The sequence below is a fragment of the Sphingobacterium sp. SRCM116780 genome (assembly GCF_021442025.1).
In the GTDB taxonomy this organism is placed as follows: domain Bacteria; phylum Bacteroidota; class Bacteroidia; order Sphingobacteriales; family Sphingobacteriaceae; genus Sphingobacterium.
On the sequence record NZ_CP090446.1, the window covers coordinates 2,194,921 to 2,217,738 of the forward strand.

Genomic DNA, 22,818 nt, shown 5'->3' on the forward strand with positions numbered 1-22,818 from the left:
ATTAAATCCATTTTCTCCTTTTTCATGTGCCTGCTTTAAGAAATGTTGTAAGAAATATAAAAAAGGGAATCGTTGTGGAAAATGTCCAAAGCGATAAGTAATTATTCTTCTATATAATTCAAATCTTTATCAAAGCTCTCTTCGAGCTGAGTCAAGGCATAAATAGCAATTCCTGATAATAAGAAAACCATTACAAAAGCTGCCACAATTATACCTCCATATTGTACTAAAACACCATATAACATCGTTGAAGGGATCAATGCTCCTCGAACAAAATTAGGCGCGGTAGTGGCAACAGTAGCCCGCAGGTTCGTTCCGAACTGTTCAGCAGCAATCGTTACAAAGGTAGCCCAATAGCCAATACCTAGTCCCATAAAAAAGGATAACCACAAAAATTTGGTTTCCGATATTCCATCACTTAATAAATACCATGAAGCGCTAATTAAGATAATGAGTTGGCACATTAAAACTACTTTTTTTCTAGATTTTAAAAATTGTGCTAATAATCCAGCTAATAAATCCCCTAATGATATCCCTAAATACGTAAATAAAACTCCTTTCCCAGCACTTAAGGTTGTCGGAGCATGCAATGCCTTCCCTATCTCTGGTGCTTGAGTGACTAACACACCTACGACAAACCAAATGGGTAAACCAATACATAGGCAATACATATACCTTTTGAAACGTCGTTTGTCGGTAAAGAGCATACTGAATTTCCCTTTAATTGCCGATTTTTGATCAGCATTTTTGAATATCCCTGATTCTAGCGCCCCTACTCGCATTAATAATAGTAATAATCCCATTCCTCCTCCTACAAAATAGGCTGTTCGCCAATCAAATTCTTCAGAAATGAAATATCCTAAAACAGCTCCTAAAACTCCAACAGTGGCAACTAGCATCGTACCATATCCTCTTTTAGATTTATCCATGCTCTCACTAACAAGGGTCACACCTGCTCCCAATTCACCTGCCAAACCAATTCCTGCAATAAAGCGAATGATTCCATAAGTCATTACATCTTGAACGAAGCCATTAGAGATATTCGCTAAAGAGTATAACAAAATAGAGCCAAATAAAACTTTTAATCGACCAAATTTGTCTCCAATGATTCCCCATATAATCCCTCCTATTAGTAACCCTGCCATCTGCATATTTAATACAAACTCTCCTTTAGAACGCATATCTTCAGGCGAGACGCCTATTTCTTCAAAGGATTTGATTCTAACGATGGAAAAAATAATGAGATCATAGATATCAACAAAATAGCCCAAAGAGGCCACCAGGATAATGATCCAAACTTTATTTGCTGAGCGCGGAGATAATGGGTTAGACATATTTTAAATTTACAGTAAAAATATCATTGTATGTTCGTTTTTACAAATTAAAAACATCTTCAATTTTAATTAATATATAGTACCTTTGCGCGATGTTGTATACCCCCAAATCCCTTAAATGGCTATTGAGATTTTACCCTCCATTTTTGTTCCAACGTATTTGGGTTCAAAAAATTCATCCTGATTTTCAAAAAGCAGACGTCAAGATTATTAAAAGTCTTCTCAATAGAAATACAAACAATAGTATTTTTGGTGGAACTATATTTGCAGCCGTTGACCCTTTCTATGCCATTCTTATTGATCAAAGATTGCAGTCGCATGGATTTACGAAAACCGTAGCTTGGTTAAAATCCGCTTCTATCGAATATAAAAAACCGGGCTTATCAAGTCTTAAATTCTCCATTAAAATAACTGACGAGGATTTTCAGGAATGTATGAACACACTCAAAGATAGAGGAAGACTGATCAAAACTTTTTCCATTGAAATCGTGAATGAGTTCAATGAAATATGTGCAATCGCGAAAAACGAAATCTATATTCGTGACCTGAATTTTACATATGTAAGGGTATAGATAGCTACTATCTTCCTTATCTATTTGGTATCTTTGTCGGTATTAGATAACAACATTTCAATATGAAAAAATTAGCTTTTTTAATTGCGTCAGCTTTCGCAATTACTTCCTGTGCCAATAGTTCAAAAACAAATAATCAAGATGATCTAGTCAAAATTCAAAAAGAGACTATAAAAATTCATGATGAGATTATGCCTCAAATAAGTGCTTTTGACAAAAGTGTAGTTACTATTGATTCTATCCTTACAAATCTTGGAGCAATAAAAACAGCTAAACCAGCTTTAGATACAACGAATAGTCGTCAAGAATTAACACAATTACAAAAGAAACTCGACGATGCTACAGATCATATGATGGACTGGATGAAAGATTATCGTTCAGACTCGACAACATTAACATATGCTAATAGTGAGTTAGCAAAAGTCAAAACCATGAAAGCATTATTTGAAACTGTATCTAAAGAAAAACAAGAAATTTTAAATAAGTACTAAGATGATAAAATTATTTACGCTTCGTTCTTCGTTATCTTTGGCTGTTGCTACCTGTAGCTTAGCAAGTTGTCAATCAAATGCACCCAAGCTTCCTATTTATGGTCAACGAGAACCTGTCGAGAAAACTGTCGATGGAAAAACAATTACAGATACTATATACCATACCATCCCTGCTTTTAAGTTTTTAAACCAAGATAGCACCTACATTACGGAAAAGAATTATGAGAATAAAGTCTACATTGCGAACTTCTTTTTCACACATTGTCCGAGTATTTGTCCTACCATGAATAGAAACTTATTGAAGATTTATGAAGCATACAAAAACAATGATGAAGTATACTTCCTATCGCATAGTATTGATTTTAAATATGATCAACCTTCAGTATTAAAAGAATATGCTAATAAATTAGGTGTTAGTAATAATCACTGGAATTTTGTAACTGGATCCAAAGCGGATGTTTATGGCATAGCAAATCAATACTTAGTCTATACTGCTGAAGATAAAAATGCTCCAGGAGGATACGATCATCAAGGATACTTGGTTTTAGTTGATAAACAAAAACGAATTCGTGGGGCATATGATGGAACAAATGATGAACAAGTTGCCCAACTACAAAAAGATCTAGCCATATTATTAGAAGAAAAATAGGATGGCTAAATTATATATTTTAGGAATTCTCATTTCTGTTTATTTTTTGAGCACCATAATTGGTTGTCAGTCTGGTACTAATATCAAAACAGCTCAATACGCGGTTAATGGACAAAAAATATATGTTAGCCATTGCAAAAACTGTCATGGTGCTAAAGGAGAAGGATTAGGTCTTCTATACCCTCCTTTGACTGATATTAATTTTCTTACAAACAATAGAAATCGGTTGTCATGTATTGTCAAAAATGGTTTAGAAGAAGAAATAGTTGTTTCAGGAAAAACATTCAAGAACAATATGCCGTCAAATGCAGCATTGACAGCTATAGATATCGCTTATGTATTAACTTACATAACAACTAATTTCGGAAAACATGATAAAATATTTAGTCTAGAGGAAGTACAAAGAGATTTAAAAAGTTGTAAATAGATAAAATTTATCTCATTTTGAAAAGCTTAGTTTTAATTAACTAGGCTTTTTTTGTCGTTAGCCTAAAAAACGAAAGGTTTTCAAACGGGGAGAATGAAAACCTTTACTAACCAATTATAAACCTAAATTATGATGATACAAATATAAGTCATCGATATTGATTAGCAAACTAACTAACTGTTAAATTTTGTTAACTTTTACCTTAAGAAATAAACGAAAGTCTTCAACGAATAAAATTAATCTATTTATAACATTATTTTGACAGATGAGCTTAATAAAAACAGGTACATTTGTTACCGAATGAACGTTCAATACACACAAAATAACCCCAAAGTAATTTCCATTTTCGAAACGACTTTACGTCTTATAAAAGATCATGGATTTCACGGTACAGCTATGAGCAAAATTGCTCAAGAAGCTGATGTAGCAATAGGTACGATATACCATTATTTTCCATCTAAAGATGATCTGATTGTCCATCTGTTTCAGTATTGTGGAGATAAATTAAACAAAGCAATTTTTGGAACGCTAGATGATGAGTTAACTTACAAAGAAACGTTTTTTCATATCTGGAAAGGATTTGTACGGTTTTACAGAGAAAATGAAGAGATGTTCAGTTATTTTGAACAGTTTTATTCTTCTCCGTATTACAAGGTGAATGCTTCCGAAATAAACGAAACGATTAGTGGCCAGAGTAATATTCTCAAATTTTTAAAAGAAGGTATCAATAAAAAAGAATTGAAGAATTTAAATGTGGAGGCTCTGGCTTGCATATTTTTTGGCTCTGCCGTTTCAGCCATTAAAGGTGTTAAATACAATAAATTAAAATCAATTGATAGTATTGAAGACGTCATTACGATCATTTGGGATGGAGTTAAAAATAAATAATATATATGAAGTTTAGACAAATAGCCTCTTCTTTTGCAGCCATGATTACAATCTTGAATGTGAGTTATGCGCAGCAAAAAGGCAATGAGGTACTACCCGCTAAAGCAAGTTTACAACAACTCATTGACTATGCACTTAACAATAGAATTAGCCTTAAACAAGCTATAATTGATGAAGAAATTGGTGAAAAAGATATTGATATAGCCTTATCAGGATGGTTACCTCAAATAGGTGCAACAGGCTCTTATAATTATAATGTTAAGATTCCCACATCATTTATAGGAGGAAATAATATTGCTTTAGGACAGAAAAATTCAAGTGCGTTAGTTCTTCAAGCAGATCAACAAATCTTGAATCCAAGCTTGATGCAAGCTTCAAAAGCAGCTGCCCTCGTTCGTGAATCGAATAAACAGAACACGGAAAGTCAAAAAATTAATACGGTTGTAGAAGTAAGTAAAGCATATTTTGATATTCTAACAAGTGAAGAACAAATCAAAATTGTCCGTGAAAATATAACCAGACTTCAGAAGCAATATAATGATGCAAAAGTGCGATACGAAGTTGGGATGGTTGACAAAACAGATTTCAAGAGAGCCCAAATTGCTTTAAGTAATGCCCATGCAGATGAGAAAAGAACTATAGAACTGCAACGGTATAAATATGATTATCTAAAAAACATCTTAGCAGTAGATCAGAAAGCTAACATTACCCTATCTTTTGAAAATGCAAGTATGGAAAATGAGATCTTAATTGATACCACTTCTACTGCGAATATGACAAACAGAATTGAATTTCAACAATTGCAAAATTCTAAGAAGATGCAAGAACTAGAAACTCAATATTATAAATGGACTTATCTACCCAATATAAGTGCTTTCTATAATTATGCTTTTAATTATAGAAATAATACGTTTAAAGATTTATATAGCGATAACTTTCCAAGCTCAGTAGCTGGGTTATCTGTTTCTATTCCAATTTTTCAAGGATTCAAAAGAAAAAACCAAATCTATCAGTCAAAACTTCGTGAAAGTAAAATTGATTTGAGCATGGCAAACTTGAATAATCAAATCAACACAGAATATTCACTTGCCAAAGCATCTTACAATGCAAATCTAATTGATTGGAAGACTTCAAAAGAGAATGTTGATCTGTCCAAAGAAGTATATGATACCATTAAGTTGCAATATGATGAAGGTATTAAAACGTATTTAGACTTAATGACAGCTGAGACTGATTTAAAAACAAGTCAATTAAATTACTTAAATGCACTTTATGCACTTCTTTCGAGCAAGTTAGATGTTCAAAAAGCTTTAGGTACTGTAAATACAAAATAAATAACATTAAGAAACCAAAGAATATCATGAATAAAAGACATTTACTAACAGCTTTTTTTATAGGAACCACTCTTATTTGGCAATCATGTGGCAATAAAGATGCGCAGAAACAACAGGCTGCACAGCAGGCGGAAAAAGTGGTTCAAGTAACCTTTGCGACGGCCACTGAAGAAGTCGTTACAGGAAATCAAGCTTACCCTGCTACAGTAAAACCGCTAAACGAATCTGATTTATTTGCTGAAGTTTCTGGTTATGTTACTAAAATATATGTTACTGATGGTGCATCTGTTTCTAAAGGTCAAAAATTATATGAAATTGATGGCACAAGATATACTGCAGCCTTAGATCAAGCAAGAGCTAATCTTAAAATTGCACAGTCAAATTTTGATCGTGTTCAAACAGACTTAAATCGCTATCAAGCATTGGCAGATAAAGACGCTATTGCTAAACAAACTCTTGATTATGCAAAAACAGATTTAGCGAATCAAAAAGCACAAATTGTAGCCGCTCAAGCAGCTGTGACAACTGCTCAAACAAACTTAAACCGTTCCACTATTCGTGCCCCGTTTGCTGGTATTGTTGGTATATCTGATGTACGCTTAGGAGCTTTGGTTAATCCTGGAACGACCAAATTAAATACAGTGTCTTCCATCAATCCAATTGCAGTAGAAATTCAAGTGAGCGAGCGTGATATCCCGCAATTTGTAGCACTACAAAAATCAGGAACTGCTTCACAAATTTCTGCAACATTACCTGACGGAACTGCATATACATCTGCTGGTAGAATTGCAACTATCGATCGTGCAGTAGATCCGCAAACAGGAACGATTAAAGTACGTGCAAATTTTGAGAATCCGAGCAATATATTAAGAGCAGGCATGAATGTATCGCTCAATATTAAGACAAACTCAACGAAAGAAGAAGTTGTCATTCCTTATAAAGCCATTCAAGATCAACTGGGTGTATTTAATGTCTATGTTGTTGGTGATAGTAGTAAAGCAGAACACCGTCAAGTAGAATTAGGTTTAAAATTAGGTGATAAAGTTGTAGTTAAATCTGGTGTTAAAGTTGGTGAAAAAATTATTGTAGATGGTATCATGAATGTACAGCCAGGGGTAAAAGTGACCGATACTCCTCCTGCAAGTACTGCCGCTCCTGCAAAAAAATAATTCAACAGCATTAACGTAATATACGATAAATATGATTTCAGAAGTTTTTATAAAAAGGCCAGTCACAGCCATTGTTATTTCCCTATTGATTATGATCATAGGTGGAATCGCAATTGTGTCTTTGCCCATTAGTCAATACCCATCTGTAGCTCCTCCAACAGTTTCTGTAACAGCAAATTATACCGGTGCTGATGCTCAAACTGTTGAGCAAACAGTAACAACCCCTATTGAGAGTCAAATTAATGGTACTCCAGGCATGCTTTATATGTCTTCAAATAGTACATCCAATGGACAGTCGCAGATTACAGTTACCTTTGAAGTGGGTACTGATATTGATATTGCAACATTAGATGTTCAAAATCGCGTAGGTATTGCTGAGCCAGCCTTACCTGAGGCTGTTAGAAGATTAGGGGTAACGACGCGTAAAGCCAATACTGATATTCTAATGTTAGTATCATTAGTGTCACCAAAAGGCACACGTGATGCTAAATTTCTAGATAACTATGTCAACTTATACATTAAAGATGCCCTTTTAAGGGTTCAAGGAGTTGGTGATGTTACCGCATTTGGTCAACCCTTCTCTATGCGGGTTTGGTTAGATGCAAATAAATTAACAAACTTAAATTTAACACCTGCGGATGTATCTGCTGCTATCTCGGAACAGAACTTAAGAATCCCAGGAGGATCTGTAGGAGCCACTCCGCAAAAGTCTGATCAAGTATTTGAATATCCTGTTATCACAGATTCAGATTTATCATCTGTACAAGACTTTGAAGAAATCATTGTTAAATCGAATACAGATGGATCTATTGTTTTGTTAAAAGACGTCGCCAAAGTAGAATTGGGTCAATTCAGTTATGCAACAGGTACTAGCGTGAATGGTATGATCTCTACGGGTATGTTAATTGCACAAACTCCTGGAGGTAATGCTGTACAAACGGCGGAAGGTATATACGCATCTTTAGAAAAGTTAAAAAAATCTTTCCCTGAAGATGTGGATTACATTGTCGGTTATGAAACAATTTCTGTCGTAAATGCTTCTATTGAATCGGTTGTTCATACCTTAATTGAGGCCTTAATATTAGTTACATTAGTTGTATTCTTTTTCTTACAATCTTGGAGAGCTACATTAATCCCAGTATTAGCAATCCCAGTATCCATTGTTGGTACCTTTATTTTCTTTTTATTGTTTGGTTTCTCCATCAATAATTTGACTTTATTAGCGTTCGTACTTGCTATTGGTATTGTGGTCGATGACGCAATTGTCGTCGTAGAGGCTGTGCAGCATTATATCGATCATTATAAAATGTCGGCTGTAGAAGCCACGCGTAGGGCAATGAAGGATATTACAGCACCAGTTATTGCGATCGCTTTAATCTTGGCAGCGGTATTCGTTCCCGTAGGTTTTATTCCAGGTATGGTTGGTCAATTGTATCAACAGTTCTCGATTACAATTGCAGTTTCCGTTATGTTATCGGCATTTATCGCCTTGTCATTAACCCCTGCTTTATGTTCGATTTTGTTAAAACCAACAGCAGTACATGCTGAAGCAAAAGGTCTGAATAAATTCTTTCACAAGTTCAACATATGGTTCGAAAAAGTAACCAATAAATATTCTAATGGCGTAAAACAATGTATAAAAAAAGCACCATTAGTTTTAATTATTTTACTGTGTATCTTCATCGGTACAGGATATATGTTTAGTGCTAAACCTACAGGATTTATCCCAGGAGAAGATAACGGAATGTTCTTTGCTGGTGTTACCTTACCAGAAGGATCATCAAGTACACGTACCAACGAGATTCTTAAGGAGATTGAAAAAGATTTAAGAGCAGATTATCCTGAGATAAAACATATTACAGCTATTTCAGGTATTAATATTTTAAATCGTGCTTTCCAATCCAATGCGGCTACCGTTTTCGTTTCATTAAAACCTTGGGGTGAAAGAGCGCGTACCGCAGCTCAAATTACAGGAGGTATCATGGGTAAGTATGCGACTTATAATAAAGCGCGTGTACTCGCTGTTACGCCTCCTGCCATTCCAGGTTTGGGTACTTCTGGAGGTTTCAGTTTAATGATTCAAGATCAACAAACAGTTGACATTAAAGTTTTTGAAAGTGTTGTTGGTAAGTTTTTAGCAGCTGCTAATCAACGTCCTGAAATTGGAATGGCTTATACCCTATTCAATTCCAAAACACCAAATTATAAGTTATCGGTCAATAGAGAGCAGGCTAAAAAAATGGGTGTTCCCATTTCAACGATTTATGCTACTGTATCCGCATACCTCGGATCATCCTATGTCAATGACTTTAGTCGATATGGGCGTAATTTCCGTGTGGTGACACAAGCTGATCAAAATTATAGGATGAATATTGAAGACATTAATAAATTATATGTTAATAATACAAGAGGAGAATCTGTTCCATTGAGTGCATTGGTCACTTGGAATTTGGTTCAAAATCCTGCAATTATCAATCACTATAATATCTTTAGAAGTATTGAAGTTAGTGGTAGTGCTGCTCCTGGCTTCTCTTCGGGAGATGCGATTAAAGCGCTACAAGAAGTGGCCGCAGAAACATTGCCAAATGGTTATAGTTATGATTTCTCTGGATTGGCATTACAAGAAACCAAGTCTGGGAATATGACCGTCATGATCTTTGGCTTATGTATTTTGTTTGTATTTTTATTATTGGCAGCATTATATGAAAGTTGGTCGGTTCCATTTTCAATCTTATTATCTGTACCTCTTGGCGTATTCGGAGCGATCTTAACATTGACGTTAATTCCAACATTAGATAATAATATCTATGCTCAGATTGGTTTAGTTGCCATTATTGGTTTAGCTGCTAAAAATGCTATTCTGATTGTCGAATTTGCTAAAGAACGTGTTGACATTGGTATGAATCTATATGAAGCAACGCTAGATGCGGTTAAGCTTCGTCTGCGTCCAATTATCATGACCTCATTTGCATTCATTTTAGGTATTATACCTTTGATGTTGTCCAAAGGTGCTGGTGCCATTTCCCGTCAAACAATTGGCTGGACTGTGTTTGGTGGTATGACAGCAGCAACAATTTTAGCAATCTTTATTGTACCAGTATTATTCGTTGTGATTACACGATTGGCCTATGGTAAAAAGAAACTAGCCGAATTAGAAGCTTCCTTTGACGAGGAAAAAGCTAAAAATTTATCAGCTCATTAAAATATCCTTATTCCATATCAGAAAGCCTTTCAAGTAAATTTGAAAGGCTTTCTTTTTTTCCACTGATATACAACACGTTACTATCCTACAATAATATACACAAGATTCTTACAAAGGAATTTATAAAATATGTCAATAAATCTATACTTTAGCTCATTAACCTAATAATTCTAAAAATGATAATGAAGTTTATGCCTTTGTTAGTGCTCACATGTGCAATAACCACTTTAAAGGGTCAGTCTGCTCAAGATTATGCTAATGTTTATAAAGATTTACAAGTTTTTGAAACACCATTAGCGGAAAAACTAAGAAAGGGGATTAAAAAATCCGATTTAGCTAAAATTCAAAATCCACAGATTAAAGAAGTGGCGTTGTCTATCTTGCAAAATAAATACGATAATCATTATCGATTAGCAAATTATAGCGCTTTATTAAATCCAGATGCTTTAGGTGGCCAATTAATGATTGGTGATGGATACAGTAAATACGAAAATATGACGGGTATATACCTTCCTATCGGTCGTCACATTGTATCTGTAGATCACATTGATGGTGATAAGACTATTAAACTGGTTATTCCAAATTGGAACAGACATGCTCCAGAAGGAACGGATCCAACAAAAGATCCTAAAGGCTGGGGTATTATCAAGCAAGAATTCAAATTGCGAAACGGTGTAAATATCATTGATGTAAAAGACTTTGACGGATTAGCTTATATCGATTATTTTTCTGATGAACCAACCAAAGAGACTCCAATATCGGTTCATTTTATCGGAAGCCAAGTAAATGGTTATTTTGATATTCGTAAAAATAATGATCAAGATTGGAATAATTTGGTTGATCATGCTGTTTATCCCATCGTAGATGCAAAGGGTAAGCATATTCAGATTGCCTATCCTGCCGCTGACATTAAAAAATATGCTTATGGAAAAGGAGTTGAGTTGATTAGCAACTATGACTCTCTTATTTCCAGACAACATCGTATTATGGGACTTATTAAATATAATAAAGTACCTGATAATAAAATTCTTGCTCGTGTCAATTATAATTATTATATGTTTCGTGATGGAGATGGCGTTGCTTATATGGGAACAAATCCAGGTAATGCTATGCCACTTGTCGTTGACCCAGCTCGTGTTATAAAAGGTGATCCTTGTTGGGGGTTCTCACACGAAGTTGGACATGTACATCAACTGAGACCTTACTTCAACTGGGGTGGTTTAGGGGAAGTAAGTAACAATATATTTTCCTTGTATGTCACCACTTCTTATGGAAATAAAAGTCGAGCTTCAGAACTAGGGAGTTACAAAAAATCCAGAGAAAGCATCATAAATGGTAAGATAAGTTATTTACAAGACGCCGATGTATTTAATCGTTTAGTTCCATTTTGGCAATTGCAACTGTACTTTACCTCGAAGGGAAACAATCCTTCATTTTATCCTGACCTATTCGAGAAATTGCGTACTCAAGAATCTGAACAAAGAAATACACGAGGAGAATGGGCTGAGTCGCGTGGAAGTAACCCTGCTGTTTATCAGTTAAACTTTATCAAAACAGCTTGTGAAGTATCCAAAACTGATCTAACTGATTTTTTTAATCTTTATGGTTTCTTTTATGTAGGAAAGTTTACCTATGACGATTATGGAAAATACGATTACGAGATGACTCAGGAAATGGTCAATACTTGCAAACAGGAAATAGAAAAAATGAAATTTCCTAAACCAAAGATAGATATATCAACATTGGAAGATTAATAGGATCATTCAAAAAGAGAGCAATAAATATCAACTACAAAGACTAAAAAAGCCTCTAAAAACGTAGTTTTTAGAGGCTTAATAAGAATTATAAATATATCTTATTTAATAATTTCTTCAATTTCAGCTATTATTTTTTGTGCGATTGCTTCAGCAGCTTCTGCTGTTGGCCCTTCTGAATAGATCCGTATAATAGGCTCTGTATTTGATTTACGTAAATGAACCCATTCATTTGCAAAATCTATTTTCAAGCCATCAATAGTCGTATGATCCTCATGCTTATATTTTTCTTCCATTTTTGCTAATAGATGATCAATATCTAATTCAGGAGTTAAAGTAATCTTGTTTTTAGACATAAAATATTGTGGTAATTCTGCTCTATATGCAGAAACTTTTTTACCCAATTTAGCCAAATGTGTTAAGAAAATAGCTACCCCTACTAAAGAATCACGACCATAATGAGATGCTGGATAAATGACACCACCATTACCTTCTCCACCAATAACAGCACCTACCTCTTTCATCTTAGTCACAACATTCACCTCCCCTACAGCAGCAGCAAAGTATTGACCACCATGCTTTACTGTTACGTCGCGTAATGCTCTCGTTGAAGATAAGTTAGATACTGTATTTCCTTTTGTATGTTGTAAAATATAATCTGAAACAGCTACTAAAGTATATTCTTCACCAAACAAGTCACCATCTTCCATCATAAAAACTAGTCGATCCACATCTGGGTCTACAGCAATCCCTAAATCAGCACCATTATCCAATACTGCTTTAGAAAGATCCGTTAGATTTTCTTTCAATGGTTCAGGGTTGTGTGAAAATTTACCATCAGGTTCACAATGAATTTTATAAATTGTCTCTACACCCAATGCTGCTAACAAAGCGGGTATAAATAATCCACCAGAGCTGTTTACAGCATCTACTGCTATTTTGAAATTTGCATTTTTGACAGCCTCTGCATCTACTAAATCTAATGCTAATACATCATCAATATGCTTCTGCATATAGGTCTCATCTTTCGTTACAGATCCTAGATTTTCAAATTCTGCAAAATCAAAATCTAAACTTTCACCTAAAGCTAGTACCTCTTTTCCTTCAGCATCGTTGATAAACTCACCTTTAGCATTTAAAAGTTTCAAAGCATTCCACTGACCTGGATTATGAGAAGCGGTTAATATAATACCGCCACCAGCATTTTCTTTTGGGACAGCAATCTCAACAGTAGGCGTTGTTGATAAACCTAAATCAATCACATCCACACCGATGCTTTGTAAAGTACCAATAACCAAGTTACTGACCATTTCACCAGATACGCGAGCATCACGACCAACTACAATTTTATTGATACCCGTTTGCTTAACAATGATTTTTCCATAAGCTGCGGTGAATTTCACGATATCGATAGGTGTTAGTCCCTCTCCAGAACGACCTCCGATGGTACCTCTAATACCAGATATTGATTTAATTAAAGTCATCTTACAATTACGTTTATTCTGTAAAAATAAAACAATAGTCTAAATATTTATAATAAAGCGCTTCCTTTTGTAAAATAATTAATATACTTTTGTTGCAACATTGTTTCTTTTACATATATAACACGATTAAATTGAAATTATTTATACTTTTGAAATGATAGATTGATGAATTTTTCTATCAGAATTTCAATTTTAACACATACACATGATTGAACAAATTGTAAACATAGATCAAGATGTTTTTTTAGCCATCAATCAAGGATTGAGTAATCCTGTATTTGATTGGCTACTTCCCATTTTAAGAAATCCATACACATGGGCTCCCTTATATCTATTTTTAATCATTTTTTTCATTAAAACATATGGTAAAACAGGAATTCTCATTGTAGTGATGACATTAGCAACATTTGGTGCATCTGATGCGATATCTTCACATTTGATTAAAAAGTCTATCAAACGCGTACGACCATGTAACGATATCGAGTTTAAAGAAGAAGTGGATATTCGTGTTCGATGTGGTTCTGGTTTTAGTTTCACTTCTTCTCATGCGACGAATCATTTTGCGGTAGCCTTTTTCTGGATTGTATTATTTAAAAGAAGGTGGAAACATGCCATGTGGCTAGGTATTACATGGGCTACTTTAATTTCAATATCACAAATTTATGTAGGGGTGCATTATCCTTTTGATGTACTGTGTGGTGCTATTTTAGGTACACTGATAGGTCTAGCAACTGGTTACATCTTTAAAAAGATAAAACCCGAATTCTTTAATCCCGAAATAGCGAAATGAACGCCATCATCTTAGTAAGTATTCTATTTATCTCTGCACTAGCAAGTGGGCTAGCCGTATTCTTTGTCAAAAGAAATAACACGAGCTTACTTAAGTTAATACTATCGTTCAGTGGAGCTTATCTATTCGCTATTACAGTTTTACATCTCATACCACATGTCTATCAAACACGTACAACAGATGCAGAAATATTAGGTATTTATGTACTTGGAGGATTTTTATTTCAATTAATATTAGAACAGTTCTCTCAAGGAATAGAACATGGTCATATCCATCACGAAGAAGGACATCATCATGCTTTTCCAATGGGTATCATGATTAGTTTATGTTTACATGCATTCTTAGAGGGCATGCCTTTAGCCGCAACTCATCAGACAGAATTGGTCTTTGGAATAGCCATTCATCATATTCCAGCTGCATTTGCATTGGGAAGTTTATTAATTAGTACCCATCTCTCCAAGAAAAGTATTACCACCCTATTAATTGTTTTTGCTGCCATGACACCATTAGGATTCTCTTTTAGTAAAGCAATCAGCACTGGTGAAATTGGAAATATTCAACAATATTTTGATAAGATTATGGCTGTCGTTATTGGTATATTTTTACATATATCAACAACCATACTGTTTGAATCAGGGTCTGCAGATCATCACAAATTCAATAAAAAGAAAATGATTGCCGTATTTGTTGGTGTTGCAATTGCACTTATGAATTTCTTATTTGATAGTCATGATCACGAACATCCTGCAGAAAATCATCAAGAAATCAATCATGATCACGACCACTAATTATTTTCAGATTCGGATTCTAAACATCCTCTAAAAGTATCCAAAAGTTCATTTAATCGTTTACAATTTGCTTCAGAAATATTTTTAGGGAGAATATCATTCAAAAGCATTTCTTCTTCTAGTTCTTGTAATACTTGAAGTCCCGCTTCTGTGATCAATAGGCTGACAGCACGTTTATCAATATTTGACTTGCAACGATCAACCAGTCCTTTTAATACCAATCGATCTATTAATCTTGAAATGTCTGGCATATTCGTTAACATTCTAGATTTTATTAGATTATTCGTGATTGGATTTGGATATTGACCTCTCAAAATACGGAGAACATTGAATTGACTTAATGTAATTTGTTTATGTTCGGCTCGCTTTTCCAAAATTGCACTTACCCAACTACTTGTATACACGAGATTGATAACAGCCTTCTGCCATTCCGTACTAAATTTTTTTGTTTGTTGTATAGCTTCATCAATTTTCATGATTTAAATATATCACATATTTATCATAAATGCACAACAATTACATTAGAATCATTCTAAATCAGATAAAATTCTTATATTTGAAAACTACATAATACGATAAATAATGCGCAATATATCTAGCTTAGACACACTAAAAAAGGGAAAAAAGGCGATCATAGTTGATTTTAATTCAAATGAAATTCCAGCTAAGTTTTATGAAATGGGATTTATTCCAGGCACCGAAATTGAAGTGAAACATATTGCTCCCTTAAATGGCCCTATCTGTCTAAATATAATTGCCAGTAGCTCATTAGTTGCTATCAGAAGATCTGAAGCCAAAGTAATCATTATCGATTCAAAATAAATGAACAATCCTATTATTGCACTTTTGGGGAATCCAAATGTGGGTAAAACATCGCTTTTTAATCGTATTACAAAACTCAATCAGAAGGTCGGAAATTATCCAGGTATTACTGTTGAGAAACGTGAAGGGTCTGTAACAGCAAATAATAAAACATATAAAATTATTGATCTACCAGGCACCTATACCTTATTCCCAAACTCTTTGGATGAGGAAGTTGTATTTAATATTTTAGTTGATCAAAAAAATGTCTTAAAACCTAATTTAATCGTTGTGGTTGGTGAGCCATCCAACTTAAAAAGATCAATTATTCTTTATCAACAAGCTAGAGAACTAGGTTTGCCTGCCATTTTCGTCATTAATATGATTGATGAGGCGATGGTGAAAGGAATAAGCATTGATATCCCAAAATTAGAATCTTTATTAAAGACTAAAATCTTTCAAACAAATGCTAGAACTGGAGAGGGAATTGATAAACTCATTAAAGAATTTGATTCAATACCTCCATTATATATTAGTAATTTTGATATTCCAGCTTCTTTCCTTCCTGCTTTAGAAGAATCAAAACGCTTATTTCCACTTGAAAATGAGTATAGTACTTGGCAATATTTAGCAAAAGGAAATGTGGAATTTCTTTCTAAAGAAAAGAATGATTCTTTAGCAGCTATACGATTAAAGTATAACCTAACGCCACAATTACTGCAAAAGGAAGAATCAATCAAACGGAATAGTAATCTCGAACAGTCCATAAAAGGCATTGTTTCCAAGGATAATGACGTCAAAAGTAAAACCAATGCTATTGATAAAATTTTATTGCATCCTTTTTTTGGTTATGTTGTTTTCTTTGGCTTATTATTTCTAATCTTTCAAGGTATTTACACCTGGTCAGGTCCAGCTATGGATTTCATTGACACCTTATTTGGTGATCTTGCAGCTTACATACAAGCGACACTACCAACTGGTCCCCTGACAGATTTACTATCCAATGGTATCATCAAAGGTATTGGAGGTATTGTTATTTTTGTTCCTCAAATTGTTATTCTATACATATTCATCTCTTTGATGGAAGAAACGGGCTACATGAGCCGCGTTGTATTTCTAATGGATAGATGGTTAAGACCATTTGGATTGAATGGAAAGTCTGTCATTCCGCTGATATCTGGAGTAGCATGTGCGGTACCAGCAGTCATGTCTGCAAGAAATATTGAGAACAGTAAAGAACGTTTAGTGACCATGTTGGTGACTCCTTTTATGACATGTTCTGCCCGTCTACCTATTTATATTGTTATTATTGGATTAGTCATCCCTGAAACAAAATATCTAGGATTCAATTTGCAAGGGATTATACTGTTTATCCTATACATTCTAGGGATTGTTGCCGCATTAGGTTCGGCATGGCTATTAAGTAAAATAATCAAATCGAAACATAAATCGTTTTTAATTTTTGAATTACCAACTTACAAACTACCTGACTGGAAAAATTTATTTTTAAACGTTTGGGATAAATCATCAAGCTTTGTTCTTGGTGCAGGTAAGATTATTTTAGCAATATCTGTTATCTTATGGGCATTGGGTAGTTTTGGTCCTGGCGATAAATTTAAAAATGCAACAGATATCGTTACTAAAAACAATCCGACCCTATCTGAAGATGATCTTGCACATGAAATTTCCTCTTACAAAGTAGAACACTCTTATTTGGGGTATTTAGGCATGGTCATTGAGCCAGTTGTAGAACCCTTGGGCTATGATTGGAAGATGGGAATCGGCTTGATATCCTCATTTGCTGCTCGTGAAGTTTTTGTGGGTACAATGGCAACCGTTTACAGTATCGGAGAAGATGCTGATATTGAAGATGAAGCTTCAAAAAGAACTATTTTGAGTAAAATGAAGAGTGAAATTAATAGGAATACTGGGTTGCCAGCCTATAATTTGGCATCAGGAGTTTCATTGTTATTATTTTACGCTTTTGCAATGCAATGTATGAGCACCATTGCTATTGTTAAAAAAGAAACTGGCTCTTGGAAATGGACACTCATTCAGACAGGTTTTATGACAGGTCTTGCTTATATAGCAGCACTGTTTGCCTTTCAGATTTTAAAATAATAAGATCATGACAAATTTAACTATTCAATATACAATTGTTGCTGTAATCATTATTGCTGCAATTCTATATTTTGCAAAATCCATGCGCGCTTCTTTCGCTGGTAAAAAAAGTTGTGGTAAAGGATGTGAATGTGATGTAGACCAATCGATTAAAATACATCAAAAAAGCGACTCATAATAACCTGACTGCTGCATTCGACGATCACATCGTTTGAACACCTAGAGGTATCGTAAAAAATTAATTTAAAACCGTTGTGATAAGTATTGCAACGGTTTTTCATTTACCCAGATTCATAAATGCTTTTATTAAATGGATTGTATTTTTTAAAATACAGATCAAGTTTACATTCAAATCAACGTAATGTCCCCCTTTTAAGGACATATATTCCTTTTTCCTTACGTTAGCATCCATAAAATCTCTACATAAACACTATATTAGTCCTATATTAACTTCGTAAATTATAGCATCGTGGATCAGAATCTCCAAGAGAACAAAGAATTAAAAAGAGGTCTTAAAAATCGACATATCCAGCTCATTGCATTAGGAGGAGCTATTGGAACAGGACTGTTTTTGGGTATTGGTAAAGCAGCGACATTAGCTGGACCTTCCGTTATTTTAGGGTATGCATTAGCTGGGATTATTGCATTCTTTATTATGCGTCAGTTAGGAGAAATGGTTGTAGAAGAACCTGTATCCGGGAGCTTTAGTTTCTTTGCGAACAAATATTGGGGAGCCTTTGCAGGCTATGCTTCAGGATGGAATTATTGGGTGCTCTATATACTTGTCAGCATGGCAGAATTAACTGCGATTGGTGTCTATATCCAATTTTGGTGGCCAGAAATACCACTTTGGACATCTAGTTTATTCTTTTTTATTGTCATTAATGCATTAAATCTAGCTTCTGTAAAGATATATGGAGAAGCTGAATTTTGGTTTTCTATCATTAAAGTTGTGGCTATTATCGCCATGATATTATTCGGATCATACTTACTGATAAGCGGTACAGGTAGTCCAACATCTTCTGTAACCAATCTATATAATGACGGTGGCTTTTTCCCAAAAGGATGGTTATCACAGCAAGAGAATGGTTCGTATCAAGGTTTACTTGCTGCTATGGCTTTGATCATGTTTTCATTTGGAGGTCTTGAGTTAGTGGGTATTACTGCTGCGGAAGCAGAAAACCCAGAGAAAAATATTCCAAAGGCAACAAACCAAGTGATCTACCGTATTCTCATCTTTTATGTGGGTGCATTGATAATTTTGTTTTCTTTATCGCCTTGGAAGAGCATTACAGCAGATACCAGTCCATTCGTGACTGTATTTGACTCCTTAAAAAGTTTTCAATTTTCATTATTTGGAAAGACCGTATACTTCACGAGCATTATTGCCAATATTCTGAATATAATCGTATTAACCGCAGCACTATCGGTTTATAATAGTAGTGTTTACAGTAATAGCCGTATGCTATATGGATTAGCAGCGCAAGGGAATGCCCCTAAATTTTTAAATAAATTGAGTAAGAACTCGGTCCCTATTAACGCCATTTTAGTTTCAGCAGTATTCGCTGCTATCTGTGTTATCATCAATAAAATCATGCCTAAGGATGCTTTAGAAATATTAATGTCGTTGGTTGTCTCTTCTCTGATTATTAATTGGATTATGATCACCATTACGCATTTTTTCTTTAGGAAGAATAAATCGGACCAGCATATTAAAACGCAATTTCCATCATTTTTCTATCCCGTAAGTAATTATATCTGTATTTTATTTTTGACAGGAGTTCTTATTATTATGTGGATCACAGGAATGAAACTTCCAGTAGAGTTGATTCCGATATGGATGATTTTGCTTTACATCTCTTATGTCCTTGTAAAAAGAAGTAAAGCAAAGAAAGCATAACACAATCAACCTTGTTTTCAACCTCCGAAAGATTCCTATAAAAAGAAAAGAACATTGGGGGTAGTTGAAATTTCAAGATATTTAAGCTATATATAAAACAAAAAAAAGTCTAGTATAAATTTTACTAGACTCTTTTTTATTAGCATTTAACAATCGGGATTATTCAACAGGATCATTGTAGTTCCACGTCAATAATTTGTTTTGTAAAATTCTGGAAATTTTATTAAAATATCGTTTTTGTTTATACCCCATAACCCACTGAACCCCTTGCACGGCATTGGTCAAGAAAATCTCTTCTGCTTCTTTCATGATCTGTGGGCTGATCTGTGCTTCCACGACTTCAAGCCCTTCGTCTATCGCCATATCAATGACAACACGACGCATAACACCTTCAATACATCCTTCTGAAATAGCTGGCGTATATAATGTCTTATCATAATGTACAAAAATATTAGAGCTTAATGCTTCACAAAGATATCCTTCTTGATTTAACAATAAGACATCATCATATCCCATCTTCTTCTTATAGATACCCGCTAAGACATAAATTTGAGAGTTGAGGGATTTAATTTTTGATAAATCACTAAATGGTTTTTTATACTCGGTATATAAATCAACAATTAGCCCTATTTTCTTATCTTTAAGATTAGGTTCAGGTCGAGCTACTTGAAAGACATAAGATGGCTTATTTGAATTTGGACTATACAACCCTCCTCCTTTTCTAAAAACAATCAGTCGAATACGAACCTGTTGTCCGACCATATTATTTTTACGTATAAGCTCTTCCACTTTAGAACGAACAAAAAAATCATCAAACAAATTGACATCGTCAAAATGTAATGCAATCATTCCTTTTTGTAATCGTTCCATATGAAATGATAAAAACCTAATTTCACCATCTTTAAAAAGCATTGTCTCAAACAATCCATCACCATAGCGTACGGCTCTATTCTCTATGGAGAAGATTTCTTGATCTTCGGGTACAATATTTCCGTTAAAATTGATATATGTTGTTGCCATTTAAGTATTAAATATTATTCATCCATTGGTTTTGATAAAGCAGCATAATTTCGCCATTTCTCTAATCCTAAACGAAAATCTTCTGGTAATGGTACTTCAAATTTGATATTTTCTTTTGTTGTTGGATGTACAAATCCAATAACTTGTGCATGAAGAGCTTGTCGAGGTAATATTTTAAAACAATTTTCTACAAATTGCTTATATTTTGTAAAAACAGTTCCTTTTATAATCTTGTCCCCCCCATACATCGCATCATTAAATAAGGGATGTCCGATAGACTGCATATGCGCACGAATTTGATGTGTTCTACCTGTTTCCAATTGACATTCAATTAAGGTAACATATCCCAAACGCTCCAAAACACGATAATGTGTGACAGACCAACGTCCATTCGCCTCACTATCATACATTGCCATAATGCGTCTATCTTTCACATGTCGACCAATGTATCCTGTTATCGTACCATCTTCTTTGATATCTCCCCAGACTAGCGCAACATACTTTCTAGTGATGCTATGATCAAAAAATTGTTTGGCTAAAGAAGTCATTGCTTTTTCATTCTTGGCAATTACCAATAAACCAGAAGTATCCTTGTCGATACGATGTACCAAACCTGGACGATCCGAATTACCTGGCAATTGTGGTAATTGTTGAATGTGGTGCGTTAACGCATTGACCAATGTACCTGTATAATTATTAAAACCAGGATGAACAACCATTCCTGATTCTTTGTTGACAATCAATACATCGTTATCTTCAAAAACGATATCCAATGGAATATCTTCCGGATAAACTTCAGTATCTCTTGGTGGATCAGGCAATACGACCGTGATCATATCCAAAGGTCTTACTTTATAACTTGCCTTTACAGGTTTATCATTTACTAATACAGATTCTGCTTCAATTGCAGCCTGAATCTTATTTCGAGAAGCATTCTCTACTCTATTCATCAGGAATTTATCAATACGCAATAATGCTTGTCCTTTATCTACCTCTATTCGTAAATGTTCGAATAGTTCTTGTTCATCTTGTTCTTGTAACTCTAAATTTTCAGCCATCGTACAAAAATAACCTAATTCGTATAAATTCTACTACCTTTGCGAATAAAGTGTATGATATCTTTTGATTTTTATAGTCCTGAACAGAAAATCAGCCTTCCAAGGTGGCAAGAGAGGTTTATTCATGTTACAATAAAAAGGGATGATATGATTCACCCCTTTATATCTGGCAACAAATGGAGAAAGCTAAAGTTCAACATAAATAAAGCTTTAGAACTTCATAAAAATCAACTTGTTACTTTTGGTGGCGCTTGGTCAAATCACCTCTTAGCCACCGCTTGTGCAGGAGCCACTTTCGGTTTCAAAACAACCGCTTTTTTACGTGCCGATGAGGGAATTAACAATCCCGTTATTGCTATGTGTAAGTTATTCGGCATGGAACTAATTTATACTAATCGTGCAGATTATAAAGATAAACAAACACTTTTCGACAAACATTTTGCAACAAATCCAAATGCCTATTTTATTGATGAAGGAGGATATGGAATGGATGGAGCAAAGGGTTGTGAAGAAATTGTCACGTCTTTAACGCAAACTTACGATCATATTTTTTGTGCTTGCGGTACAGGAACCACACTAGCAGGTATTCAACATGCTGTTGATACTTTAAAACTCAATACTAAAGTCCACGGAATTCCCGTTTTAAAAGGTGGAGAATTTATTCAAGAGGAAATTCAAAAAATATACCCCGAAACCAAACCCGTAACCCTCCATACAGGATACCATTTTGGCGGATATGCAAGAACACAACCTACTCTACTACAGTTTATTGAAAAGTTTGTTTCAAGTAGTGGTATTATGATTGAACCTACTTATACAGGTAAACTATTTTTTGCAATTGATGACTTAATTTCCAAAGATTATTTTGAACCCAATGCTAATATTTTAGTTATTCATACAGGAGGTCTAACGGGATTTTTAGGTATGTACGACCGTTTTAATCTTGATCTAAATCAATAAAGAAGCCTTTAAATAGGTTTAAAACATTATTTTGACAATTTCATAAAAATATTATTGTACGTTTGGTTTTCAAAAT

The 22,818-nt window shown here is 34.4% G+C and carries 21 protein-coding genes; 16 read left to right on the plus strand and 5 right to left on the minus strand.

Translation table 11 applies throughout. From position 1 onward, the window contains the following. Positions 1-101 precede the first annotated feature (101 nt). Positions 102-1,334 carry an MFS transporter gene (locus LZQ00_RS09545; RefSeq protein ID WP_234509009.1) on the minus strand — a complete coding sequence of 411 codons (1,233 nt, stop codon included), beginning with the start codon at positions 1,332-1,334 and terminating at the stop codon, positions 102-104. A gap of 92 nt (positions 1,335-1,426) precedes the next feature. On the opposite strand from LZQ00_RS09545, the gene LZQ00_RS09550 reads away from it, so the two are divergent. From LZQ00_RS09550 to LZQ00_RS09590, 9 genes are all read left to right on the plus strand, one after another. Further along, entirely contained in the window at positions 1,427-1,906 is a 480-nt protein-coding gene (locus LZQ00_RS09550) for a DUF4442 domain-containing protein (protein ID WP_234509010.1), read from the plus strand. 62 nt (positions 1,907-1,968) lie between these two features. Beyond that, positions 1,969-2,397 (plus strand): transposase, encoded by a 429-nt coding sequence (locus LZQ00_RS09555; RefSeq protein WP_234509011.1) that lies wholly within the window; start codon positions 1,969-1,971, stop codon positions 2,395-2,397. 1 nt (position 2,398) lies between these two features. Beyond that, positions 2,399-3,046 carry an SCO family protein gene (locus LZQ00_RS09560; RefSeq protein WP_234509012.1) on the plus strand — a complete coding sequence of 216 codons (648 nt, stop codon included), beginning with the start codon at positions 2,399-2,401 and terminating at the stop codon, positions 3,044-3,046. Between the two features lies 1 nt (position 3,047). Continuing rightward, the gene (locus LZQ00_RS09565) at positions 3,048-3,473 is read left to right on the plus strand and encodes a c-type cytochrome (protein WP_234509013.1); all 426 of its coding nucleotides are present in this window, start codon (positions 3,048-3,050) and stop codon (positions 3,471-3,473) included. Positions 3,474-3,773: 300 nt separating this feature from the next. Beyond that, a complete protein-coding gene (locus tag LZQ00_RS09570) occupies positions 3,774-4,361 on the plus strand; it encodes a TetR/AcrR family transcriptional regulator (protein WP_234509014.1) in 588 nt (195 codons plus the stop codon). A 5-nt stretch (positions 4,362-4,366) separates the two neighbouring features. Continuing rightward, positions 4,367-5,695, plus strand: a complete 1,329-nt coding sequence (locus LZQ00_RS09575; RefSeq protein ID WP_234509015.1) for a TolC family protein — start codon at positions 4,367-4,369, stop codon at positions 5,693-5,695. Between the two features lie 26 nt (positions 5,696-5,721). Continuing rightward, positions 5,722-6,864 carry an efflux RND transporter periplasmic adaptor subunit gene (locus LZQ00_RS09580; protein ID WP_234509016.1) on the plus strand — a complete coding sequence of 381 codons (1,143 nt, stop codon included), beginning with the start codon at positions 5,722-5,724 and terminating at the stop codon, positions 6,862-6,864. 31 nt (positions 6,865-6,895) lie between these two features. After that, a complete protein-coding gene (locus LZQ00_RS09585) occupies positions 6,896-10,066 on the plus strand; it encodes an efflux RND transporter permease subunit (protein WP_234509017.1) in 3,171 nt (1,056 codons plus the stop codon). A gap of 176 nt (positions 10,067-10,242) precedes the next feature. After that, on the plus strand, positions 10,243-11,820 hold the full coding sequence (locus LZQ00_RS09590) for a M60 family metallopeptidase (RefSeq protein WP_234509018.1): 1,578 nt from the start codon (positions 10,243-10,245) through the stop codon (positions 11,818-11,820). Positions 11,821-11,921: 101 nt separating this feature from the next. On the opposite strand, the gene glmM is transcribed toward LZQ00_RS09590, so the two are convergent. Continuing rightward, the gene (glmM, locus tag LZQ00_RS09595) at positions 11,922-13,304 is read right to left on the minus strand and encodes a phosphoglucosamine mutase (protein WP_234509019.1); all 1,383 of its coding nucleotides are present in this window, start codon (positions 13,302-13,304) and stop codon (positions 11,922-11,924) included. A gap of 205 nt (positions 13,305-13,509) precedes the next feature. Between glmM and LZQ00_RS09600 the strand changes: the two genes are divergently transcribed. Both LZQ00_RS09600 and LZQ00_RS09605 read left to right on the plus strand, forming a co-directional pair. After that, a complete protein-coding gene (locus LZQ00_RS09600) occupies positions 13,510-14,094 on the plus strand; it encodes a phosphatase PAP2 family protein (RefSeq protein ID WP_234509020.1) in 585 nt (194 codons plus the stop codon). Then, on the plus strand, positions 14,091-14,882 hold the full coding sequence (locus LZQ00_RS09605) for a ZIP family metal transporter (RefSeq protein WP_234509021.1): 792 nt from the start codon (positions 14,091-14,093) through the stop codon (positions 14,880-14,882). The genes LZQ00_RS09600 and LZQ00_RS09605 overlap by 4 nt, the downstream gene beginning before the upstream one ends. On the opposite strand, the gene LZQ00_RS09610 is transcribed toward LZQ00_RS09605, so the two are convergent. Beyond that, a complete protein-coding gene (locus tag LZQ00_RS09610; protein WP_234509022.1) occupies positions 14,879-15,358 on the minus strand; it encodes a MarR family winged helix-turn-helix transcriptional regulator in 480 nt (159 codons plus the stop codon). The two genes, LZQ00_RS09605 and LZQ00_RS09610, sit on opposite strands and share 4 nt — an antisense overlap. A gap of 106 nt (positions 15,359-15,464) precedes the next feature. Between LZQ00_RS09610 and LZQ00_RS09615 the strand changes: the two genes are divergently transcribed. From LZQ00_RS09615 to LZQ00_RS09630, 4 genes are all read left to right on the plus strand, one after another. Further along, a complete protein-coding gene (locus LZQ00_RS09615) occupies positions 15,465-15,704 on the plus strand; it encodes a ferrous iron transport protein A (protein ID WP_234509023.1) in 240 nt (79 codons plus the stop codon). Continuing rightward, positions 15,705-17,804, plus strand: coding sequence for a ferrous iron transport protein B (feoB, locus tag LZQ00_RS09620; RefSeq protein ID WP_234509024.1), 2,100 nt, complete (start codon positions 15,705-15,707; stop codon positions 17,802-17,804). It begins immediately after the preceding gene. Between the two features lie 7 nt (positions 17,805-17,811). Then, complete coding sequence (locus LZQ00_RS09625) at positions 17,812-17,982, plus strand: hypothetical protein (protein WP_234509025.1); 171 nt, start codon at positions 17,812-17,814, stop codon at positions 17,980-17,982. Between the two features lie 291 nt (positions 17,983-18,273). After that, positions 18,274-19,704, plus strand: coding sequence for an amino acid permease (locus LZQ00_RS09630; RefSeq protein ID WP_234509026.1), 1,431 nt, complete (start codon positions 18,274-18,276; stop codon positions 19,702-19,704). A 159-nt stretch (positions 19,705-19,863) separates the two neighbouring features. Here the strand turns inward: LZQ00_RS09630 and LZQ00_RS09635 are convergent, their stop codons facing one another. Both LZQ00_RS09635 and LZQ00_RS09640 read right to left on the minus strand, forming a co-directional pair. Further along, on the minus strand, positions 19,864-20,724 hold the full coding sequence (locus tag LZQ00_RS09635; RefSeq protein ID WP_234509027.1) for an aminotransferase class IV: 861 nt from the start codon (positions 20,722-20,724) through the stop codon (positions 19,864-19,866). A gap of 14 nt (positions 20,725-20,738) precedes the next feature. After that, entirely contained in the window at positions 20,739-21,782 is a 1,044-nt protein-coding gene (locus LZQ00_RS09640) for an RluA family pseudouridine synthase (protein WP_234509028.1), read from the minus strand. A 54-nt stretch (positions 21,783-21,836) separates the two neighbouring features. On the opposite strand from LZQ00_RS09640, the gene LZQ00_RS09645 reads away from it, so the two are divergent. Beyond that, positions 21,837-22,742, plus strand: coding sequence for a 1-aminocyclopropane-1-carboxylate deaminase/D-cysteine desulfhydrase (locus LZQ00_RS09645; RefSeq protein WP_262910904.1), 906 nt, complete (start codon positions 21,837-21,839; stop codon positions 22,740-22,742). The last annotated feature ends 76 nt before the right edge of the window (positions 22,743-22,818 follow it).

Excerpts from the sequence above, each read along its gene's own strand:
- LZQ00_RS09545 (WP_234509009.1), bottom strand. The coding sequence starts at position 1,334 with ATGTCTAACCCATTATCTCCGCGCTCAGCAAATAAAGTTTGGATCATT.
- LZQ00_RS09550 (WP_234509010.1), top strand. The coding sequence starts at position 1,427 with ATGTTGTATACCCCCAAATCCCTTAAATGGCTATTGAGATTTTACCCT.
- LZQ00_RS09555 (WP_234509011.1), top strand. The coding sequence starts at position 1,969 with ATGAAAAAATTAGCTTTTTTAATTGCGTCAGCTTTCGCAATTACTTCC.
- LZQ00_RS09560 (WP_234509012.1), top strand. The coding sequence starts at position 2,399 with ATGATAAAATTATTTACGCTTCGTTCTTCGTTATCTTTGGCTGTTGCT.
- LZQ00_RS09565 (WP_234509013.1), top strand. The coding sequence starts at position 3,048 with ATGGCTAAATTATATATTTTAGGAATTCTCATTTCTGTTTATTTTTTG.
- LZQ00_RS09570 (WP_234509014.1), top strand. The coding sequence starts at position 3,774 with ATGAACGTTCAATACACACAAAATAACCCCAAAGTAATTTCCATTTTC.
- LZQ00_RS09575 (WP_234509015.1), top strand. The coding sequence starts at position 4,367 with ATGAAGTTTAGACAAATAGCCTCTTCTTTTGCAGCCATGATTACAATC.
- LZQ00_RS09580 (WP_234509016.1), top strand. The coding sequence starts at position 5,722 with ATGAATAAAAGACATTTACTAACAGCTTTTTTTATAGGAACCACTCTT.
- LZQ00_RS09585 (WP_234509017.1), top strand. The coding sequence starts at position 6,896 with ATGATTTCAGAAGTTTTTATAAAAAGGCCAGTCACAGCCATTGTTATT.
- LZQ00_RS09590 (WP_234509018.1), top strand. The coding sequence starts at position 10,243 with ATGATAATGAAGTTTATGCCTTTGTTAGTGCTCACATGTGCAATAACC.
- glmM (WP_234509019.1), bottom strand. The coding sequence starts at position 13,304 with ATGACTTTAATTAAATCAATATCTGGTATTAGAGGTACCATCGGAGGT.
- LZQ00_RS09600 (WP_234509020.1), top strand. The coding sequence starts at position 13,510 with ATGATTGAACAAATTGTAAACATAGATCAAGATGTTTTTTTAGCCATC.
- LZQ00_RS09605 (WP_234509021.1), top strand. The coding sequence starts at position 14,091 with ATGAACGCCATCATCTTAGTAAGTATTCTATTTATCTCTGCACTAGCA.
- LZQ00_RS09610 (WP_234509022.1), bottom strand. The coding sequence starts at position 15,358 with ATGAAAATTGATGAAGCTATACAACAAACAAAAAAATTTAGTACGGAA.
- LZQ00_RS09615 (WP_234509023.1), top strand. The coding sequence starts at position 15,465 with ATGCGCAATATATCTAGCTTAGACACACTAAAAAAGGGAAAAAAGGCG.
- feoB (WP_234509024.1), top strand. The coding sequence starts at position 15,705 with ATGAACAATCCTATTATTGCACTTTTGGGGAATCCAAATGTGGGTAAA.
- LZQ00_RS09625 (WP_234509025.1), top strand. The coding sequence starts at position 17,812 with ATGACAAATTTAACTATTCAATATACAATTGTTGCTGTAATCATTATT.
- LZQ00_RS09635 (WP_234509027.1), bottom strand. The coding sequence starts at position 20,724 with ATGGCAACAACATATATCAATTTTAACGGAAATATTGTACCCGAAGAT.
- LZQ00_RS09640 (WP_234509028.1), bottom strand. The coding sequence starts at position 21,782 with ATGGCTGAAAATTTAGAGTTACAAGAACAAGATGAACAAGAACTATTC.
- LZQ00_RS09645 (WP_262910904.1), top strand. The coding sequence starts at position 21,837 with ATGATATCTTTTGATTTTTATAGTCCTGAACAGAAAATCAGCCTTCCA.